This is a genomic window from Vibrio sp. 2130-1, from assembly GCF_033339515.1.
In genome coordinates this window covers 12,012-32,317 of the sequence record NZ_JAWOUT010000019.1, presented here as the reverse complement: position 1 = coordinate 32,317, position 20,306 = coordinate 12,012, and the positions used below count along the sequence as shown (strand labels likewise).

The following is a 20,306-nucleotide window of genomic DNA, read 5'->3' as shown; positions in this document are numbered from 1 at the left end:
GAAGAAATAGAAAAAGGCATCCGATTGGATGCCTTTTTCTTATTGAAAGAAGATAAAACGGTTACGACCGAAGTTGGTGAATACTCTCTTCGATCGTCAGTTTCACTTCTGGATAAAGCAGAGTGAACAGTAGCCGTGCAAATTGCTGCGTTTTCTTCGTGTCACAGTTACCATCGTTATCGAGGTATTTTTGCTGTTTGAGCGTATTGAACATCGCGGTAAACACACCTTTATCGAAGAATTCTGGCGCATTAATACCGTGCAGACGCCCTAGGCGCTGAGCAATATCTTGGCTCTTCTGCTCTAGGTCCGATTTACCCAGCTCAGGGTAAGCAACAAGCAAGTTCATCGCGATAGAGTAGCGTTGCAGCGTTTCAGTTATCGTACGACCTAACAGAACCAAAGGCTGGTTGTTCGATTGATTGATTTCCAGCTTATCACCATCAAGACTAATCATTTTCTGATCGGCAAATTCATGCAGTGTTTTAACGACCAATTCATCCAACTCGTCTTCTTGGTAACTTAAGAACAGCTCTTTCTTCAAGAATGGGTAGATTTGCGCGACATTAGCTTGAATCTTGGCTACCGAAAGGTTGCGCTGACGAATGAGCATTTGGGCAATTAATGACGGCAGAGCGAACAAGTGAATGATGTTGTTGCGATAGTAAGTCATCAGGATCGATTGGCTACGGTCCAGCGAAATGATGTCACCCATGCTATCGGTTTCAATCACGAACTTATCAAGCGAAATTGCATGATCGACCAACTCCTCAGCACTTTCGGTAGGGATAGTGGAGGTGCTTGAGTACGGATTATTTTTGAGTAGCTTTAAGTAACACTCGATCTGGTTGATCAGCGAGTCACGAGAAAGTGCACGTTGACGAGAAGCAAGCAGTGCGGTTGCACACAAGGTCAACGCGTTTGCCGCCGCCGCATCATTGATGTGCGTCATCATCTTATTAGCGAGGTCGTTCACCACAGGATTCATCCATTGTGGTTTGTTACCACCCATGCTGTCGATGTCTTTCGTCCACTCAGGAGCATGCTCGTTCAAGTATTGGTTGAGCTGAATTGGCTCACCGAAGTTCACATAGCCCAAACCAAAGTTACGCAGTTTACGCAGAGTACGCAGTACAAGCCCTGCGTTTTCTTTCTCTTTGCGTTTGCCACGCAGCTCTTTCGCGTAAGTGCCTACTTCCATTACGTGCTCGTAACCGATGTAGACCGGCACTAGTGTTACTGGGCGGTTTAGACCACGTAGCATTGCTTGGATGGTCATAGCCAGCATACCCGTTTTCGCTTGCAGTAAGCGACCTGTACGTGAACGACCACCCTCACTGAAGTACTCGACTGAATAGCCTTTGGCAAACAGCTCAGCTAGATACTCACGGAAAATGGTTGAGTACAGTTTGTTGCCTTTAAAACTACGACGAATAAAGAACGCCCCACCACGACGGAAAAGCGGACCGGCCGGGAAGAAGTTCAAGTTAATGCCTGCCGCAATGTGCGGAGGCACCATGCCTTCATGGTATAAAACATAAGACAACAGCAGGTAGTCCATGTGACTACGGTGACACGGAACGTACACAATTTCGTGGCCGTCTTGCGCTAAACGACGCACAGTCGAGGCGTTATTGATGTGCAAACCTTGGTATAGTTTTGTCCATAACCAACTCAGGATGCGGTCGCCGTTTTTCACCAGACTGTAGGAGAAGTCGGCGGCGATTTCATCCATGATGTCGTGGGCTTCTTTACGTGCCTTATCAATCGAGATGTTTTTGCTCTTGGCTTCGTCAGCAATCGCCAGTTCAATAGCTGGAGATTTTAGTAAACGAGCAAACAACACTTGTCGTTGTGGCAGGTTTGGGCCTGAAGCAGCCAGTTTCTGGCGTGAGAAGTGGATACGCGCCACGCGAGCCAGTTTGTGCGCAATTGCGCTGTCGGTACCGTGAGAGTCTGCCATATAACGCAGAGATACCACAGGACTAAAGCGAACTAAGCAGTCGCGTCCCGCCGCCATTACCGCTTTGGCTTTTTGCGGACCATTCATCGGTTGAAGGTAAGGCTTTTGGTTCTCTTCTTTACCTGGCTTACGACCCCAAAGCACGGTTGCAGGGATCATTTGAACATCCAACTCACTATCCAGCTTGTGCAGTTCCAGTAAGTCAGTGAACAGAGAGACAGAATCTGTTGGGACATCATTATCGTTGTTCATCACAGTTGGACGCGCAGCGATAAAGACGAAACGGTTCAGCGTTTTGCCATTGATTTCCAGCGGGCTGAGCGGGTCGGGTAGACCAAGGCTCATGGCTTGTTTTTGCAGTGTCAGCAAATCCACGTTCGAGCGGAACGGCAGGGCATATACAATCGGTTTAGTTAGGTCGATGTTCAGATCTTCAATCGGGTTCGACGGGATTGTGGTGCCCTTTACCAGTACCGATAAAGGTAGTTTTAGTAATGAACGTGAAAATGATTGTCCAGAAGACATAAAGTTCACAGCCTCAATAGGTATTCAAACAGGCCTAACCTTATTTCAGTTTCCGCTTTGCATGTCTTCTCTATAAAAAGAGATGAGTACGGCAATAGAAATAAGCCTAGGCGATAAAATTTAAGCGCTGCAAGGATACCAGAAACTGGTCAAACCTTTTAATTTTATTGGCTGTAAATTAGTCGAACCCCTAAGTTATTGCTTTGACTTGATTAACTGAAAAGTCGGTGTTTTAAACGAATAAAGAATGAACTTAATCGGTAAGCTGAAAGCTCCCCACAAATAAATTAAAAAACAACCAATTGGGTTTTCATTTGAGCATTTACTGGATATACTCACAGTTAACTGTATAAAAAGACAGGTGAGACATGAAGCCGTTAACGCCACGCCAACAACAAGTCTTCGATTTGATTAAAAGTAAAATCGATGACACCGGAATGCCACCAACTCGTGCAGAGATTGCGCGTGAGCTTGGCTTCCGCTCTGCGAATGCCGCAGAGGAACACCTAAAAGCGCTTGCTCGTAAGCAAGCAATTGAAATTATTCCAGGCGCTTCTCGTGGGATTCGTATCCTGCTTGAAGACGCAGCCAATGATGAGCAGGGTTTGCCTTTGATTGGTCAAGTCGCAGCGGGTGAGCCAATCTTGGCTCAAGAGCACGTAGAGGCGCACTACCAAGTCGATCCTGCGATGTTCAAACCGCAAGCGGATTTCTTACTTCGTGTAAATGGCGAGAGTATGAAAGACATCGGGATTATGGATGGCGATTTGCTCGCGGTGCATAAAACCCAAGACGTGAGAGACGGTCAAGTTGTCGTTGCGCGTGTTGATGATGATGTGACTGTGAAGCGTTTGGAGCGCAAAGGTTCAACCATATTACTGCATGCTGAGAATGAAGAGTTTGCCCCAATTCAAGTGGACTTAACGTCTCAGCACCTTACGATTGAAGGCTTAGCCGTTGGTATTATTCGCAATACCGATTGGATGTAAGTGTGTTTAAGCAGCCCAGTTGATCTGGGCTGTCTTTTCTCTTCTTTTCTCTTTTTCTACTTCCTCCAAAAGCTTGATCATCATCTTGACCTTGTTTGTTTTGACCAATTTATAAGCTTGATAATGTAATTGATATTCATTATCATCTATTTCAATGTCTATGTTTTCTCTCTGGCGCAGGAAATGCCCATGTCTCAGTCTAAACATCAAGTTCCTAACCATTTATTAAAGCCACTGTTATTGCGTAGCCGTGAAAGCATGGTCGACAATGGCTTGGTGTACGATCCGATAGCTGCTAAAGCGTGTTTGAGCTGTAAGATGGCGCCGGATTGTTTGAGTGGTGATATTGCGCAGAAGCAATTGCTGCACGTGACGCTGACTCAGCTTTGTGACCAGCAGGTTAGTCACTTCTTACAGCAGTATCCCGATGCTTGGATAATCAATGTCGGAGCGGGGCTGGATACCCGCTTTTATCGCTTGGATAATGGACGCTGCCATTGGATAGAGCTGGATGTGACGGAAAATTTGGTATGGCGTCAGCGCTTGTTCCACAAAAATGAACGCTATGAACATCGCTGTGGCAGTGTGGATAAAATGTCGTGGCTAGAGACGTTAGCCATTCCAGAGCAAGCACCGGTGCTCATTTTATGTGAAATGGCACTGCTCGATTGCACAGAGCGTCAAGTCGCGAAATTTATTCAAACCTTGGGTCGACATTTTGTTTCTGCTGAACTATGTATGGTGCTGGCAGGAGATTTAACGGAAACCAAGTGGGGGCAAAAGCTTGGCTCTGATCGTTATGCTCATGGCTTTGAAGCGCCTGCAGCACAGATATTGCAATGGTTACCATGGGCACAGTGGGTGAAAGCTTTCTCGCCATTCGATAGATTCTGTTCTCGTTGGAAAGCTTGGCAGCGTTGGCTTAATAAGATTCCAATGTTGAAGCATCGCCTCACGCCAGTCCTCGTTCACATCAAGTGGTAATTGGCTAGTCGTTAAGCGCTCAGGTACACTCGTCGATCTTACTGATGAGGTGCCTGTGACAAATTCAATCTTCTCTCCTTTATCTAACCCAAAAGTTCATCGCCAAGTCTTAGCTTTAGCGATACCTATGGTGCTGTCGAATATTACTGTTCCATTGCTCGGTTTGGTCGATGCTGCGGTGATTGGTCATCTAGACCACGCTTGGTATTTGGGTGGTGTTGCGTTGGGCAGCACCATGATCAGCGTGACGTTTTGGCTGCTTGGTTTTTTGCGTATGTCGACTACTGGGTTGGCGGCGCAGTCCTATGGCGGTGAAGACCGAAAGCAACTTGCCTTGGTGTTTATGCAAGGCTCACTTATGGCGCTGCTGTTTGCGTTAGTCTTCCTTATTGCCCATAACCCGATTGCTGATTTGATCTTTGGCTGGAGTGACGCCAGCGCAGAGGTAAAACACTACGGCATGCAATATTTCTCTATCCGTGTGTGGAGTGCCCCCGCAGCGCTAATGAACTTTGTGTTGTTGGGGTGGCTGCTCGGAACGCAAAATTCCAAAGCACCAATGTGGATGGTGATCATCACCAACGTGACTAATATTGCCCTCGATTTGTTGTTTGTGATTGGTTTGGGGTGGAAAGTAGAAGGCGCTGCGCTGGCATCAGTGATTGCTGACTACTCAGGCATGGGTTTTGGTCTCATGTGTGTCTGGAAAACCTGGCGAGAGAGACAATTACCATCACCTCAAAAGTTGCTAGCCAGCACTCAACACGGTTTAGGGCGCTTCGTGAAATTGAATCGCGATATTTTCTTGCGCTCTTTGTGTCTGCAAGCGGCTTTTAGCTTTATGACGTTCCAAGGTGCGAGCTTTGGTGATGAGGTTGTCGCTGCAAATGCGGTTCTGATGAGCTTCCTGATGATTATCTCGTATGGCATGGATGGCTTTGCTTACGCAATGGAGGCCATGGTCGGGAAGGCGATTGGTGCCAAAGATAGGCAACAATTGAGTGAATCGCTTGTCGGCACTTTCTTTTGGAGTTTGGTTATTTGTTTAGGACTGACCGCGCTCTTTGGTTTGGCGGGATCGCAGTTGATCGCCATGATCACTTCAATTGAGGCGGTACAACAGCAAGCAGCGGTGTATCTACCTTGGCTGGTGGTGATGCCACTTGCGTCGATGTGGTGCTTTCTATTGGATGGCATTTTTGTCGGTGCAACCAAAGGCAAAGACATGCGCAATAGTATGTTTGTCGCGACCAGCAGTTTCTTCGTTGTCTTTTACTTGTTTGCCGAGTGGGAAAATCACGCGCTGTGGTTTGCAATGACGAGCTTTATGTTGATGCGGGGTATTGGTTTAGGGGTTATCTTTCTCTACCAATGGCACAAGGATACCTTCCTAACACAATGTTGATATAAAAACAGCAGGTCCAAGCCTGCTGTTTTTCTGTCTGCTATCAAGAAGCATCGATTAGAACAAGCGGTTCAAACCATTCAACGCAGCGACACGATACGCTTCGGCCATTGTTGGATAGTTGAAGGTGGTATTGACGAAATACTCGATGGTATTCGCTGAGCCTTTTTGCTCCATAATGGCTTGACCGATGTGGATAATTTCCGCGGCACGTTCGCCAAAACAGTGAATCCCTAAAATTTCTTTGGTTTCACGATGGAACAATATCTTCAAGCTACCGATGTCTTTTCCTGCGATCTGTGCACGAGCTAGATGCTTGAACGAAGAGCGTCCTACTTCATACGGTACTTTCGCAGCTGTTAGCTCTTGCTCGGTTTTACCCACAGAGCTAATCTCTGGGATGGTGTAGATACCCGTTGGAATATCATCAATCAGGTAGTTTTCTGCCTGACCTTTCGTAATGGCTTGTGCGACAAATCGCCCTTGGTCATAAGCGGCGCTTGCAAGGCTAGGGTAACCGATGACATCGCCTACAGCGTAAATGTGTTCGATATCGGTTTGGTAGTTACGGTTTACTTTTAGTTGTCCGCGAGAGTCCGCTTCCAGACCCACTGCACCCAAATTCAACTTATCGGTGTTACCTGTTCGACCATTCGCATACAACAAGCAGTCTGCCTTCATCTTCTTGCCAGATTGTAGGTGAATAATCACGCCATCTTCCGTGCCTTCGATTTTTTCATAGGTCTCATCATTACGAATTACCACACCACTGTTCCAGAAGTGGTAAGACAGCGCATCTGACACTTCGTTATCCAAAAACTCCAACAAGCGGTCGCGGGTATTGATAAGGTCGGTTTTCACTCCAAGGCCGCGGAAGATAGAAGCGTATTCACAACCGATAACGCCCGCACCGTAAATGATGATATGGCGAGGGTCGTGTTTCAGGCTCAAAATGGAATCACTGTCGTAGATGCGCTCATGCAAGAAATCTACGTCGTCAGGCTGATACGGGCGAGAACCCGTCGCGATGACAAACTTATCCGCTGAATAGATTTCTTCTGTACCGTCGCTTTGCATCACTGCAATTGAGTAGTTATCGATAAATCGCGCGGTTCCGAACAAAAGTGTGCATGAGTTACGGTCATAAAAGCCCTGACGAAGTCGAGTTTGCTTATCAATGACCGATTTAGCATGACCTAAAATGTCAGAAAATGTTGCATGAACGCTAGTGTTGTTTCGACAAAATAGCGGGTTGCTATTAAATTCGATGATGCGGCTAACGGCATGACGCAGTGCTTTAGATGGAATAGTTCCCCAGTGAGTACAACCGCCGCCGACACTGCTTTCTTTCTCGACAATGGCAACATTCAGTCCCGCTTTGGTTAATCCCATTGCAGCCCCTTCTCCGCCAGGGCCACTACCGATTACGATCACGTCATAGTGATTAACATGCGCCATGATGCCTTCCTTGTTATATTTGCTTAACATTGCTTTAGCGCGATTTTAACTCATTTACTCTATTGGTACACGTAATGCCTGTTAGAGAGTGGAAGTGATCACGCAGAATCGACCAAAAGGGTGATTTGGTATGTTGTATGTCTATAAATTGCATCGAGAACATTGCAATTAGATGCATGCCAATAGTAACGTTCTCCGCGCTCAGAGCGAGCGAAGCAACATATCTTTCTCCGTAGGAGCAAATTGCGTTATATTGAGGCTCTTGTACCCTATAGAAAAAGAGCAAGTTAAGAATGAAATCGATGGGAATCCGCGCACAGCAAAAAGAGAAGACACGTCGATCATTGATCGATGCGGCATTTAGTCAGTTAAGTGCGGATCGCAGCTTTTCCAGCCTTAGCTTGCGAGAAGTCGCCCGAGAGGCAGGGATTGCACCGACTTCTTTTTATCGTCACTTCAAAGATATGGATGAGCTAGGCTTAACCATGGTTGATGAAGGCGGTTTGCTACTACGCCAACTGATGCGTCAGGCGCGTCAACGTATTGTGAAAGAAGGTAGCGTAATTCGTACCTCGGTCGAAACCTTTATGGAATTCATTGAAAGTAGTCCGAACGTTTTTCGTTTGTTGTTGCGTGAGCGCTCCGGCACTTCTGCTGAATTTCGTACCGCTGTTGCTCGAGAAATCCAGCATTTTGCGGCAGAATTAACCGAGTATTTAATGAGCACCGGCGTGACCAGAGAAGAGGCGTATACTCAAGCAGAAGCGTCTGTGACTTTGGTTTTCAGTTCGGGGGCTGAAGCTTTAGATTTAGATCGACGTGAGCGCGATGAACTCGCCGAGCGATTGATCATGCAATTGCGAATGATAGCCAAAGGGGCCTATTGGTATCGCAAAGAACGTGAACGTAACCGATTAAAAGGCGGGATAGAATAATGTCGAATGGAAATAAATCTGAAAAGAAAACGCTGATTTTGGCACTGGTTGCAGGTATGTGTGGTGATGCTTTGTTGTCATGGTTGACCATGAGTGAAGTGTCTTTTTCAATCTTCCCATTGATTGCACTCGTACTGGCTGTACAAGCTCTTTACCAAGAGTACCTAAATAATCCGGTATCAGAAGATATCCCATTAGTTGGCTTGGCGTGTTTCTTCGTAGGTGCGTTTGGCCACTCTGCGTTTATTAAGGCGCAATACCCAGAAGCAGGCTCAAACTTCTTTGCGATCATGGTTTCAATGATCTTACTCGCATGGATTGGTAAGAAGTTAGGTTTTGTCAGCAAGAAGACTTCTGCGGAATAAGCAAAACGAATCAAATACAAAAAAGCGAGCCATTGAGCTCGCTTTTTTTGTATTTGACGCAGTGGGTTACGCTTTGCGTTCCAATAGCACGCCCGCTTCCATGTGGTGGGTATATGGTGACATAATTCCATTAACGTCCACTAATGTTTGTTGTTGTTATATAAATCAATGGCTTATGTTGGTTTGTTTAGATTCATTGTCCATTAAAGTCTTTATGGGTACAATAAAAACCTCATCATTGCCGTACCCCGAGCCGTACCCAGAATTTTAGAGAGTTGCTTATAATGACAAAACGAATAAACAGCAATGCCACGCTACAAGCTCTGAAGCCACAAGATAAAGAGTACTTAATCCCAGATAAAAAAATTGAAGGGCTAAATATACGCGTTCGTCCTACCGGTACAATGACATGGACATTTCGGTTTCAGATTGGAAAGAAACACGAAAAAATCTCTATGGGGCGATATGTTCAGTCAAAACCTGAGCGGGGTATGACATTAGAGCAGGCAAGAGTGGAAGCTGGTCGTTATCGGAGTTGGTTGGAGAACAATAAGAATCCAAAAGTTGAACTTGATAAAGAAAAACGTGCACAAGATGAGGCAAAGACCTTTCACGATGCATTTGAAAGTTTTGATGAGAAGCGTCTTTCTAAGCAATTACGAGGCGTTCAGTCGAGAACCATTTACAATCGAGATATAAAGCCAATTATCGGTAATGTTAAATTGGCGGATTTAAGCATATATGATCTCAATAAGGTTTTTGATGCGAAGGTTGATAAAGACGGTAAGCGTATGGCTGGTGCTATCGGTGCTTGCCATAAAATCATCAATCAAGTGATTAACCATGCCTTAGCCCTCAATATGCTTGATTTTCATCCGGCCCCACAACTTAAAGCAAAGGATGTTGGAGGGGGATCTAAAGTAACAAAACGAAACCTTAGCTTTTCTGAGTTGAAGATATTGCTAATTAGCTTAGGAGAGTGGCGTACAGCTCCTTCTAACGTGCGTTTAATACGTTTCTTGTTGGGATGCGGTCAACGTATCAGTGCTGTCCTAGAAATGTGCTGGGGTGAGTTAGATTTAGAAAACAAGGTCTGGACTCTACCAGCCAGTTCAGCAGAGCGACATACTAAAAGTCCGGACAGTCGCAAAGTACCGCTCAGTGATTATCTTATTGAGTTGTTGCAAGAGCAACGTGAAAATGTTCCAAGTAAATGGAAGTTGGTTTGGCCTCAGCTCACTGTAGATAAAGCTCAAGAGCCTGCGGCAGTACGGGCATTGATCAAACGTAACTTACCAGCCGATCTAGAGCGTTTTTCACCCCACGATTTGCGTCGTACCTTTATCAGCCGTTGTAGTGAAATGGGGTTAGATATCGTGGCGATTGAAAAGACAGTCGGTCACCAGTTACCGGGTATGCTTCGAGTTTATAATCACCATGATTATCTTGATGAGCAACTAGCCGTTTTACAGGCGTGGGGCGACAAGCTTCAGACTTTGACAGTTGAGAATATTGTTCCTTTATCACCGACGAAATCGGCTTGAGTTTTAGTCCAACTTGTAAGGAAGATGCAGCCTCTTTCTAATGATTCGAGGAACTGCATCTCTACTGCTTTGATTTAGTTGTAAAACGGATATATCTAACTAAGCTCTCGGTAGGCTTTCTCAATGATATCAGTTAGAGTGTCGCCTATGTTTTTATCAGAAAGATCAACTATTCTATCTAGTTTCTTTTTGGCGTCAGGTGGAAGAATAAAAGTGTATTGCTTTTTACCACTATTTTTGGTTCTGTATTTATACTGACTCCATGTCTTACTAAATTTTAATAATAGGTTTTCTTTAATTATCTCATCATTAATAAGGTCGTACACTGCTAAGCAAGTGTCATAAGGATGAGTATTTTCAATATTTTTGAATACTCTAATTTCAGGATATAATCTATGGTTTTTACTTATGAACCTCACTAATTCTGTAGACTTTTCATTTAATCTATCTTGATCTCTTTCTAAGAACTTATTGAGTGAGTTGTCTTTACTTATAAAGTTCCACTCTTTTATTAAGTCGTTGTAAAAATTAACTGAGTTATGAGGGGTGATGTTTAATTTATCTATGTAATTAATTACCTGATTATATTTTGTTTCTTTATCTACAGCTAATGTTTCAAATACACTTGTTTCACTTTTAGCATCGTCAAGGAATTCCTTTTCTATATATCTACAGTTATAGATAATAAATCCCCATAGCCAATTTATTTTTCTACTATCTTTTTGGTCAAAGTTACATCTTATTTTTTCTAGCAAGTCATTTTCATTATATTCTTTGATTAATTCATCCTTCAAAAATTTCGCATCGTTTTTTTCTAATCCTTTGAATGCTTTTCTTACGAGGGAGTTCTTTTTTTCTATATCTAAATCGATAAAGTTTTTAGCTTGATATCGGTGTAACTTTCTCTTTTTAAGTAGTAAAGAGATGTATGAATTTGCTTCCCTGTCACTTTGGGCCTTGGGTGGTTCAACTGATAACTTGCTATCCATCACTCACTCCTTGTTATATAAATGTTAAAATTACACAGAGTTATTATTGAGTTTTCTATGTGTTTTTAATTGGTTATTATCGTGATTTAAAGTTGTTTTTACAATGGTTTATTGAAGTTGTTTCTTGTGGTAAGTCTTCTTTTTAAAAGGGGAAGTCTGTTAGTGGGTGGTACTATGTATGGATATGCGCTGCTTTTTATTGAGTCTAGCGAGGTTCAAAGGTGACACTGTCTTGTACTATATGTGGAAACAATTAGACAGAGTATCCGAGCAGCTTATGGCTTAATAAAGCACCGAAGCCTCTAGCCTGATATAGTTTAGTGTCGCTGATAAACCGTCGGTATATAGTTATATATGTTTTATTCTTAAGCAGTATTAACAAAACTAATAAATTATTACCAATATACCTAACCTATGAGATAGATAATCTAATAGGTGTAAGAATGAAGAAAGAGAAAAGGGTAAGAGTAAGGGAACCGAAAATTTACCAGGGAGAGTTCTTTTACGATATAAAACTTAATCCAAAAAGGGAATACTACGAGCCTTACCTGATAAAGTCGAAAGAACTTCTTGATTATGTCACCACTGAACACAATCGGGTTATTGCTTTTAGTTTTGTTCTACGATTTCCTCAAGATCTTGAGCAGGATAGAGATATTTCATATATAACAAAGTTTAGAAGGATATTTCAGAGGAAGATTGATTTTACTTTGGAAGAGAAAAAAAAGGAAAAAACTAGAGTTCATCATGTTAAGAAAGGAAATAAGGCTTTTAATATCTGGTGCAGAGAAAGGGATCGTGGCAATAATGATCACTATCATATGTTTATTCTAATGAGTAATGAAAACTTCCGATCTTTAGGGCACTATTCTACCAGCCCTGAGCCCCAAAAAAGCTTAGCGGTATTGGTTCAAGAAGCGTGGTCTGACGCTCTAGGGTATTCATATTGTGGTATGAGAGGCTTAGTTCATTTCCCTAATAATAATAAATTCAGAGTTGTACAAAATAGGTATGACACAAAGAGTAACTATGACGCCTTACTTTTCCGAATGTGTTATTTGGCCAAAAGAGAGACGAAGAATTTTGGAGAAGGGGTACGCTCATTTGGATGTAGCAGGATCAAGAGAGAACCATAAATGAGCTCTGCGAGACGAAAGCCTTAAACTCCTATTAGGAATCACGTACCAATCGTCGTACTTGTGCTTTTAGCTTAATCATGGGGTTGGCTAGAGAATCCATTAAATAATCACATCACACGGAATCCTACGAGGAAGAAGAACATAGGAGATTTCCCAGTGAGATTTATCAGATTAAAAGAAGTGATTAACATGACAGGTCTAGGGCGTTCAAGCATTTACAATTTTATGGTTGAGGGTTCATTCCCTAAAAGCGTACCTCTTGGTGGTAGAGCTGTGGCATGGGTGGAATCTGAGATAAATGAGTGGATGGAAGCTCGCTTAGCAGAGCGCAGTGAATGTTAGGTAATTTTGAGTTGATATGTAATGAGGCTAGGGAGACCTAGCCTTTTTATGCGCTGGAAGACCGGTGACAAACAATGTCTGCTATGGAATATAGCAAGCGGACTTGTTTAGCTGAGAAAGATGATTTGCTTATCCTTTATGACGATGCCTTAAGTCCCATACACGCCACTGACTGGCTTGAAGGTGCGTACGAGCGTCACCTTTAAGCTGAGTCAATGTGAAAGTGTTAGAGAAGATATCACCGCTTAGACAGTGGCTACAGAACTGATGGCAGTTTTCATTTAGCAGGGAATAGTCAGTTTGTACACCAAGCATGGCTTCTGCAATTTGAGCAGCAAACTCACTACCCATGGCTCTACCTTGCGCATTGCAACTCACGTAAATGGAAAGGGCTGTGGTATCTGCTAGGAATTGATGAATTGATACGGCTTCGATAAGACCTTTGCCATTACGGTGGATGATACGTCCATCTCCCACGTAGACACCTGAATGTTCAGCATATCCAAATGCGAGATCGCAATACACAATGCTACCTCTGACTGGGTGATTGGTATTCCAGAATAAGTTTTGGATTAAACTTTTCGATAAGCTGCCAACTAGAAAGCTTCCTATCGCGTTATATGGGTTCATGTTATTTGCTCTCAAATGTAATAATGGCGAAACTCAAAAGGCTCTGAGCCTAATGTTTATAAGGGATTGGCGGTCCCGCCCCCTCACGAAATGACTAGGCTTAAAGCTCAAGAGAAACAAAGTCTTTATCGACTTCATCTTGAGTGATACCGATATAGCGAAGCGTGACGCCTTCAGATGTGTGACGAAGCATTTTCATGACACGGCCTATATCTTTTGTGGATTGGTAAAGAAAGTAGCCTCGTGTCTTTCTCATCGAGTGAGTACCTAACGCGATATTTAGCTCTTGGCCTACTTGTTGAAATGCCATGGACACAGCACGTCGCGTGATTGGCTGCGGTGGTTTGTTTTTCAACTGTTGGCATCGGTGGGATTGAAACAAATAGATGTGGTCGGGATGTTGCTCCCTTAATCTAGCAATATGCTGCTGCGCTTTGGTATTGAGCTGAATGTTTGCCAGTTTGCCAGTTTTACTTTCACGAATAATAAGTCGGTCACCATGAATGTCTTCAAAGCGAATCGATAACAAATCAGAAATCCTCAGTGCCAGGTTTAATCCGATATTCCATACATCGGCCATTTGTGGATGACAACGAATACTCAGCAAATGACCAATCAGGCGTATGGTGTCATCGTTTTTGATTGCTTGGACCTCAGCCATAATCTGCTTCCTTTTTTGTCTGTATAAGGATGTTTTGGGAAGTACAGAGCCGACGATATCGAGAACCTCTTGTGCAATAAGGGATTGAAGCTTCCCGTTTTAACAATATGGGAAGCAGACATCGGCTTAGCTCTATGTGGGTGGTTTTGTTGAATGTTTGGTAAGGGAAGGGGAGTGTTCTGGGGTAGTAAGTGGATTGGCTCTGATTAATAACCACACTTAATCTGAATTTGGTTGTAAGCGTCCATTGCCACATAAGCTAGAAAGTTACACTCCCACATTTCATATAGCTCGGTTGTTTCTTGCAGGTGCATGCCCAGCCAGCCGCTAAAGCGAGCGAAAGCGACGTTGTTAGCAAAATCAAAAGTCAGGTCGGGAACCAGTTCCGGTGTCACGTCACCCACATAAACGCGGTCCGTTATCTCCCTAATGGCTATATGGCTGTCTTTCATATCGATAGTGATAGATACAGGATGAAACCCGCCTTCTTTCGGGTGGTAACTGGTGTCCTTAAAACGGATAGTCAGCCGTCCTCGGTAATTAACATCATGAATAGAGCGTTTGATTAAGTCTTTGAGTTGGAGTGAAGGCTTGGCTCGCTTGCATGCGAACATAGCCAGGTTAGCAGCTTGATTCATAGTGACCTCTTTGAGAGAAATGGAGATTAGCGAATGGGGGTAATGTCGATTGAGATTGCAGAGTGTGCGATGAGCGATCGAGTGACTGCTTTAAGCCAACTGGCGAGTAAGGTTTGTACTTCTGGCCTTTGTAAGCTGCACTGCTTGATTTCAGGGTGATAGAACCAACAACCCGCGAAGTTGAAATACAGCGATAACTCTTTTTGTGGCGTACCTGTGACGACAACATCAAAGGTTGCGATAAAGCGAAGCTGCCAGGGCGAATCACTGGATGTGCGTTCTAATTGAATTTCAATGGGCTGAAATCGTTGGTCAGTCTCTTGAGAGCGTATGTTTAACGCTAATCGTTCAACTGTATTAGGAATGGTGCTGTCCAATAGCAGGGCATCAAGAAAGCAATGCATTGGAGTAACGAGCTCATCATTAAGCCCGGAAACAATAAACTCACTCATATCAATCCCTTTTCAGCAAATGAGACACAGTCTTCACCAACAACGATGTGGTCTAAGACACGGATATCCACGAGCTTTAGAGCGTCGATAAGTCGCTGAGTAATGCGTTTGTCGGCTTGGCTAGGCTCAGCAATGCCGGAAGGGTGGTTGTGGGCAAAAATCACGGCGGCAGCGTTGTGATTTAGTGCCGTTTTTAATACTTCACGGGGATAAATCGAAGCGGCGTCAATCGTGCCAAAGAACAACTCTTCGAAGCTGATCAATTGATGTTGGTTATCAAGAAACATCACAGCAAACACTTCTCGGTCATGTGCTCCTAATTTGAGCTTTAAGTACTCTTTGACATTGGTTGGGTTAGTAAACGTGCCTTCACGTTTGTATTTCGTAGCTAGAGCTTCGGCTGCACGCTCTAGCAGCTCATTGAGTTCTGAAGTCTCAAAGGGGTAGTCATGGTCAGTATTTGGGGTACGCATAAGGGCTCCTTGGGGTCTCTGTTTGGTTATGCGTACTGATGAAATATATCTGAAAGTGTTTTAAATCAGGCTTGTTAGGAACTGGAGGGTAGAAAGCAAGCGTGCCCAGAGACAGGTAAAAAATAACTTACTTGCCGTTGTTATGTAGAAATCGCTGTAAAGCAAGTTATTAACAACCAAGCCGAATCAAAGAATGTATCGGCTTTTTAGTCTCTGGAGAGTATGAGAATGAGTATAGAAATTTATGTAGAAGCGGCCATGGTGAGAAAACAAAGAGGTCGTCTTGTTGGTGGTGTTGCGTACATAGCACTCGATGCTGATGGATGTATTGATGATGAAGATTGGGATCCTGTTGACTATGTTACTGACCAGGCTTACCTAGAGCTGTCAGCGCTTGCTTTTGGATTAAAGCGAGCGAGAGATGGCGATATTATTTATTCAAGCAGCGATTATTGCGTCAAGGGTTTTAATGAGTGGTTAGATGGCTGGAAGCGACGAGACTGGTGTAAGGCAAATAAAGAACCGATAGCTAATGAAGATCTTTGGCGGCTGGTGGATGAAAGAAGCGCGGAGAAGCGTGTTGAGGTGAGAAAAGTCGCTGCCTGTTCCGCAGGAAAAGATGCCGCTTATAGATACGCTGTCCTGGCGACGAAACGTCTGTTGTAATGACAATGAATCACTTGCTGGCAGTACCAGCAAGTGATTCATCTTTATGTGCTGCTCTATACAGGTGCTGTTAGCTGTAGCCTCAGAGTAGGCGAATAGGAAAAGTAAAAAATAACGCAGCGGCCTTTGTCATGAGTTGAACTACATAACAAGGTTTTAAAATGTTGAATTTTCTTAATTTAGAGCAAGTTGTAACCAAAACAACACTATGTAAAAGCACTATTTATGAGCTAATGAAAAATGGGGAGTTTCCAAAAAACTTCACCGTATCAGGTAAGCGTAAGGAGTGGCTTGAGAGTGATGTTGAAGATTGGATGATGAGCAAGGTGGAGAGCATTGATAGTTAGCTGGTATTGAGCGTAGTATGTTAGTAAAAACAGTGTTTTAAGGTTGATGTTTGGTTTTGAACTATTGTGTTCGAGGAGAGAAGTACTACTTCGTGATGTGAGCTATGACACTTTCATTGATAGAAGAAATTTAAGTTTCAATGTATGATTATCGTGTAACCACTTTACCTAATTTTAGAAATTACCCATGGCTAGTTCGACTCAAATTAAAGCTTTGATGCAATCACATATCGATAAAGATGACGACAGGTTCTTATCTGTTGCGCTTCAGGTTGCCGCTCATGAGGCGAGAAATGGTCATGGGAAGCTTGCTCAAGAGCTCAAAGGGTTAGTTGAAAAGGCTAAGAAGAACAGCGTAAAAAACCTACCAGTGTCGATAGCAACTGGCGTTAAAGACACATCAGGTTTATTGGTTACAACTCACCCGAGCTTGCGTTTTGCTGACTTAATCGTATCTAGTTCTGTTAAAGGTAGGCTAGAGAGATTGGTGAAAGAGCAAAAGCACCTTACTACACTTAAAAACCATGGTCTCTCGCCACGTAGAAAGCTCTTATTGGCTGGAAAGCCCGGTACGGGAAAAACGTTCACGGCGTCGGTTTTAGCTGGTGAACTAAACTTCCCTTTATTTGAGGTTCGCCTTGATGCTGTTATTACCAAGTATCTTGGCGAGTCTTCTGCTAAGTTACGCCAAATATTCGATACCATCCGAGAAGTTAGGGGGGTGTACTTTTTTGATGAGTTTGATGCTCTAGGCTCACACCGTGGTTCAGGAAACGATGTGGGAGAAGCTAGGCGTATCCTCAATAGCTTTTTGCAAATGATCGAGCAAGATGACTCCAATAGTGTCATCGTCTGTGCTACGAACCATATTGAAGCGTTAGACCATGCGCTGTTTCGCCGTTTTGATGATGTAATTAAGTACGAGCTCCCTTCAGAAGATGAAATCATCAAGCTGTTCCGCACTCGATTACAGCCGTATGTAGCGAAGAATTTTTCTTGGAAGCGACTTCCTGCAATTGCAGAAGGCTTGAGTAATGCAGAGATAACTTTAGCTGCAAATGATGCAATTAAAGAAATGCTTATTCATGACTATAACTCGATTACCACCACAATGCTTCAGCAGGCCATTGAGGATAGAAAAAGCATTAGTCAGCACTTTATGGAGTAAGAAGGAACTTGAATGGCTCGAAACGAATTTAATAAACCTCACTTCTTTTTTAATTCTTCCGGCAGCTCTCACGAATTTACGTCTCCTACTCGAGGTGGCGGATCTAAAATAGTAATCCCTGCAAAAAACAGAGCTTCTCACAGCAGTAAGTTACGTCAAGAAATTCAAAATGTTGCTACTGAGTTGACGGATCTAAAGCAGAGCATTCCTGTATCGGAGCTCACGATGGGGGTTGGTATCCAAGTTGAGTTTGAAAGTTTTCCTGACGTTGAAATGGCCGTTCAGAGCCTTGCCAATGATCCTCAAGGAATTGTGCTACACAATGTGAAAACAGTGGAGCAGGATGGACAGAAAACGACTCTTGCGACAGCTTTTGTGCCGGAAGGAAAGTTAAGCTTCTACCAAAAAAAGCTGAATGATTACGAAGGATACAAAACAAAGCAGAATGGTGATGCGGCTGATCATCAAAAACTTATTGATTCAATTAAATCTATCAAGCGTGCTGCTTTCTCTGCTATCTGGGCTGATGATATCAGTCTTCTACCTGAAGACAAAGGAGCGGATGTTTGGTGGGAAGTATGGTTAGCGACACCGAGGAAGAGCCGTCAAACCCATAACCACTACCTTGAAATACTCTCAGATTTTTCTCGATTAGCGAATCTCGCTGAAATTGAAGTGTCTGAGCATAAGCTTCGCTTTCCTGAACATACCGTTATTCAAGTAAAGGCTAGCCAAAGAAAGCTTGAAGAAAATGCAACTCTTCTTTTTAGGGTGGCAGAGATTCGTTACCCGAAAGTTACGGCTGAATTTTTTGATGCAATGGAGCCTGTTGAGCAACGAGAATGGTCTGATGAGCTTCTCCATCGCCTAAATCATACGTATACAGATAATTCCCCATATATCTGCATAATCGACTCCGGAGTGAACGTAGATCATCCATTGCTGTCCTCTTTTTCCGATTTAGGAGACCAAAGAACGATAACAGATGATAGTGATCCTACTGATGTGATAGGTCATGGTACAAGTATGGCTGGCTTAGCTATGTGGGGAGATTTGGCCGATAGGTTAAGCTCGACAGATATTGAAACGGTTACCCACCGGTTAGAGTCAGTTAAAACCATTAGGTTTAATGGTGATAATGCTGGTAAGCCCCTGGGGATAGTGACCGAAAATGCGGTTTCAGAAATAGAAAACTATAAACCTGAGCGTTCACGTATCTATTCGATGTCATTGTCATCAGGGAAAGGGACGGACAGAGGTAGGCCGTCATCGTGGTCAAGTGCAATGGATATGCTTGCGGTAGACTTTCTTGGTGAAGGTGAGTTTCCTCGATTGTTCACTGTATGTGCGGGGAATACGGAGCCTGTTGGGAGTGTAGTGTACCCAGAGCTTAATTATCTAAGCGATGTCCATGATCCTGCTCAAGCCTGGAATGTGTTAACTGTTGGTGCATATACCGAGAAGGATGTCATTACAGAGTCAAGCGACTATCAACCATTAGCACCAAAAGGTGGCCTATCACCTTATTCGACCACTTCCCTTGAATGGGAAAGGAAAAATACTCCGATTAAGCCAGAGGTTGTGTTTGAAGGGGGAAATGTTGGTCAAGATGAAGTCGGTTGTGCTGGAATGCAAGATTTAGAACTGCTAACAACCAATCATGACTTCTCTCAAAGACATTTTCGATGTGCAAATGCTACCAGTGCTGCTACTGCCTTAGCTGCCAGATTTACTGCTCAGATTAAGTCTAAGTACCCTGAGCTGTGGCCTGAAACTGTCAGAGCATTAACCGTTCATTCCGCCGACTGGACGGATGAAATGTATTCGTTGATTTCTGCTGAACGCAGTGATGGCAATACGAAAAAATCCGATATGGCCAAGCTGGTACGCAAAGTTGGCTTTGGTGTTCCTGACTTGGAGAAAGCTCTAAATAGTGCAAGTAACTCTCTGTCGCTGGTGATTCAGGATGAACTGCAGCCCTATACAAAGCCAAAGTCTAGAGATACCAAGACCAAGGATATGCATTTACATGATCTACCTTGGCCCGTTGATGAGCTGCAAAAAATCGGTGAAGCTGATGTAGAGCTAACAATTACCCTGTCATACTTTGTTGAGCCAAATCCATCAAGCCGCAATGTATTAAATAAATACAGTTATGCCAGTCATCAGTTGAGATTTGACGTCAAGCACCAAGGGGAGTCAGATCAGCAATTCATGCGAAGAATCAATGCTAAAGCTGAAGGCGAAAAATCGGAATCATTAGAAGACAGCAATTGGTTGTTAGGAAAGCAGCAACGTCACAGGGGATCGATTCACAAAGACATTTGGCGTGGTAGTGCTGCAGATCTCGCAGCTCGAGGAAAGATAGCTATTTACCCCGCTAGTGGTTGGTGGAAAACTCGAAAAGCTCATGAGAGATATGACTCCAAGGCCCGATATGCGTTAGTGGTATCATTATCCGTACCTGAAGTAGATGTGGATTTGTATACCGAAGTGCAAACTATCATTGAGGCTGAGGTTGTCACCCCTGCTGTGGTGGAAGTGACCAATTAAATATCTCTTCGAAGGCCCCCAACAGGGGGCCTTCTCTATTTCTGAACATTAATACTCATCATCTCAAAAACAACACTGAT

The 20,306-nt window shown here is 43.6% G+C and carries 21 protein-coding genes; 12 read left to right on the top strand and 9 right to left on the bottom strand.

Features of this window, described 5'->3' with window-relative positions; translation table 11 throughout:
- Window positions 1–61: 61 nt before the first annotated feature.
- Window positions 62–2,488: a glycerol-3-phosphate 1-O-acyltransferase PlsB gene (gene plsB, locus R7Q09_RS21180; protein ID WP_053307422.1), complete on the bottom strand. Its 2,427-nt coding sequence runs from the start codon at window positions 2,486–2,488 to the stop codon at window positions 62–64.
- Window positions 2,489–2,856: 368 nt separating this feature from the next.
- On the opposite strand from plsB, the gene lexA reads away from it, so the two are divergent.
- On the top strand, window positions 2,857–3,477 hold the full coding sequence (gene lexA / locus R7Q09_RS21175; protein ID WP_005378682.1) for a transcriptional repressor LexA: 621 nt from the start codon (window positions 2,857–2,859) through the stop codon (window positions 3,475–3,477).
- 6 nt (window positions 3,478–3,483) lie between these two features.
- Here the strand turns inward: lexA and R7Q09_RS21170 are convergent, their stop codons facing one another.
- Window positions 3,484–3,684, bottom strand: coding sequence for a hypothetical protein (locus R7Q09_RS21170; RefSeq protein WP_318071179.1), 201 nt, complete (start codon window positions 3,682–3,684; stop codon window positions 3,484–3,486).
- Between R7Q09_RS21170 and R7Q09_RS21165 the strand changes: the two genes are divergently transcribed.
- Together R7Q09_RS21165 and dinF are read left to right on the top strand one after the other, a co-directional pair.
- Window positions 3,667–4,461 carry a class I SAM-dependent methyltransferase gene (locus tag R7Q09_RS21165; RefSeq protein WP_318071180.1) on the top strand — a complete coding sequence of 265 codons (795 nt, stop codon included), beginning with the start codon at window positions 3,667–3,669 and terminating at the stop codon, window positions 4,459–4,461. The genes R7Q09_RS21170 and R7Q09_RS21165 overlap by 18 nt on opposite strands.
- Before the next feature lie 55 nt (window positions 4,462–4,516).
- Complete coding sequence (dinF, locus tag R7Q09_RS21160) at window positions 4,517–5,866, top strand: MATE family efflux transporter DinF (protein ID WP_053304468.1); 1,350 nt, start codon at window positions 4,517–4,519, stop codon at window positions 5,864–5,866.
- Between the two features lie 57 nt (window positions 5,867–5,923).
- Here the strand turns inward: dinF and sthA are convergent, their stop codons facing one another.
- Window positions 5,924–7,354 (bottom strand): Si-specific NAD(P)(+) transhydrogenase, encoded by a 1,431-nt coding sequence (gene sthA / locus R7Q09_RS21155; RefSeq protein ID WP_132937312.1) that lies wholly within the window; start codon window positions 7,352–7,354, stop codon window positions 5,924–5,926.
- 263 nt (window positions 7,355–7,617) lie between these two features.
- Here sthA and fabR point away from each other — a divergent pair, with 263 nt between their 5' ends.
- From fabR to R7Q09_RS21140, 3 genes are all read left to right on the top strand, one after another.
- Complete coding sequence (gene fabR, locus R7Q09_RS21150) at window positions 7,618–8,259, top strand: HTH-type transcriptional repressor FabR (RefSeq protein WP_005378632.1); 642 nt, start codon at window positions 7,618–7,620, stop codon at window positions 8,257–8,259.
- The gene (locus R7Q09_RS21145; RefSeq protein WP_005378634.1) at window positions 8,259–8,624 is read left to right on the top strand and encodes a YijD family membrane protein; all 366 of its coding nucleotides are present in this window, start codon (window positions 8,259–8,261) and stop codon (window positions 8,622–8,624) included. The genes fabR and R7Q09_RS21145 overlap by 1 nt, the downstream gene beginning before the upstream one ends.
- A gap of 284 nt (window positions 8,625–8,908) precedes the next feature.
- Window positions 8,909–10,168 carry a tyrosine-type recombinase/integrase gene (locus R7Q09_RS21140; protein ID WP_318071181.1) on the top strand — a complete coding sequence of 420 codons (1,260 nt, stop codon included), beginning with the start codon at window positions 8,909–8,911 and terminating at the stop codon, window positions 10,166–10,168.
- Window positions 10,169–10,263: 95 nt separating this feature from the next.
- Here R7Q09_RS21140 and R7Q09_RS21135 read toward each other — a convergent pair whose 3' ends face one another.
- Window positions 10,264–11,157 carry a hypothetical protein gene (locus tag R7Q09_RS21135; RefSeq protein WP_318071182.1) on the bottom strand — a complete coding sequence of 298 codons (894 nt, stop codon included), beginning with the start codon at window positions 11,155–11,157 and terminating at the stop codon, window positions 10,264–10,266.
- A gap of 443 nt (window positions 11,158–11,600) precedes the next feature.
- Between R7Q09_RS21135 and R7Q09_RS21130 the strand changes: the two genes are divergently transcribed.
- Entirely contained in the window at window positions 11,601–12,293 is a 693-nt protein-coding gene (locus R7Q09_RS21130) for an inovirus Gp2 family protein (protein WP_258666562.1), read from the top strand.
- Window positions 12,294–12,452: 159 nt separating this feature from the next.
- On the top strand, window positions 12,453–12,638 hold the full coding sequence (locus R7Q09_RS21125) for an AlpA family transcriptional regulator (protein ID WP_031851691.1): 186 nt from the start codon (window positions 12,453–12,455) through the stop codon (window positions 12,636–12,638).
- A gap of 129 nt (window positions 12,639–12,767) precedes the next feature.
- Here the strand turns inward: R7Q09_RS21125 and R7Q09_RS21120 are convergent, their stop codons facing one another.
- The 5 genes from R7Q09_RS21120 to radC all read right to left on the bottom strand — a co-directional run bounded on the left by R7Q09_RS21120 (window position 12,768) and on the right by radC (window position 15,492).
- The gene (locus R7Q09_RS21120; RefSeq protein WP_140131779.1) at window positions 12,768–13,268 is read right to left on the bottom strand and encodes a lecithin retinol acyltransferase family protein; all 501 of its coding nucleotides are present in this window, start codon (window positions 13,266–13,268) and stop codon (window positions 12,768–12,770) included.
- A 100-nt stretch (window positions 13,269–13,368) separates the two neighbouring features.
- Window positions 13,369–13,929 (bottom strand): tyrosine-type recombinase/integrase, encoded by a 561-nt coding sequence (locus R7Q09_RS21115; protein ID WP_025503359.1) that lies wholly within the window; start codon window positions 13,927–13,929, stop codon window positions 13,369–13,371.
- 206 nt (window positions 13,930–14,135) lie between these two features.
- A complete protein-coding gene (locus R7Q09_RS21110; RefSeq protein ID WP_140131781.1) occupies window positions 14,136–14,567 on the bottom strand; it encodes a DUF2787 family protein in 432 nt (143 codons plus the stop codon).
- Window positions 14,568–14,593: 26 nt separating this feature from the next.
- A complete protein-coding gene (locus R7Q09_RS21105; protein ID WP_031855498.1) occupies window positions 14,594–15,019 on the bottom strand; it encodes a DUF2787 family protein in 426 nt (141 codons plus the stop codon).
- Complete coding sequence (gene radC / locus R7Q09_RS21100; RefSeq protein WP_140131783.1) at window positions 15,016–15,492, bottom strand: RadC family protein; 477 nt, start codon at window positions 15,490–15,492, stop codon at window positions 15,016–15,018. The genes R7Q09_RS21105 and radC overlap by 4 nt, the downstream gene beginning before the upstream one ends.
- Before the next feature lie 228 nt (window positions 15,493–15,720).
- Here radC and R7Q09_RS21095 point away from each other — a divergent pair, with 228 nt between their 5' ends.
- From R7Q09_RS21095 to R7Q09_RS21080, 4 genes are all read left to right on the top strand, one after another.
- A complete protein-coding gene (locus R7Q09_RS21095; RefSeq protein WP_140131785.1) occupies window positions 15,721–16,158 on the top strand; it encodes an RNase H family protein in 438 nt (145 codons plus the stop codon).
- Between the two features lie 161 nt (window positions 16,159–16,319).
- Window positions 16,320–16,505, top strand: coding sequence for a helix-turn-helix transcriptional regulator (locus R7Q09_RS21090; RefSeq protein ID WP_140131787.1), 186 nt, complete (start codon window positions 16,320–16,322; stop codon window positions 16,503–16,505).
- Between the two features lie 187 nt (window positions 16,506–16,692).
- The gene (locus R7Q09_RS21085; protein ID WP_318071183.1) at window positions 16,693–17,673 is read left to right on the top strand and encodes an ATP-binding protein; all 981 of its coding nucleotides are present in this window, start codon (window positions 16,693–16,695) and stop codon (window positions 17,671–17,673) included.
- 12 nt (window positions 17,674–17,685) lie between these two features.
- The gene (locus R7Q09_RS21080; protein ID WP_318071184.1) at window positions 17,686–20,226 is read left to right on the top strand and encodes a S8 family peptidase; all 2,541 of its coding nucleotides are present in this window, start codon (window positions 17,686–17,688) and stop codon (window positions 20,224–20,226) included.
- Window positions 20,227–20,306 lie beyond the last annotated feature (80 nt).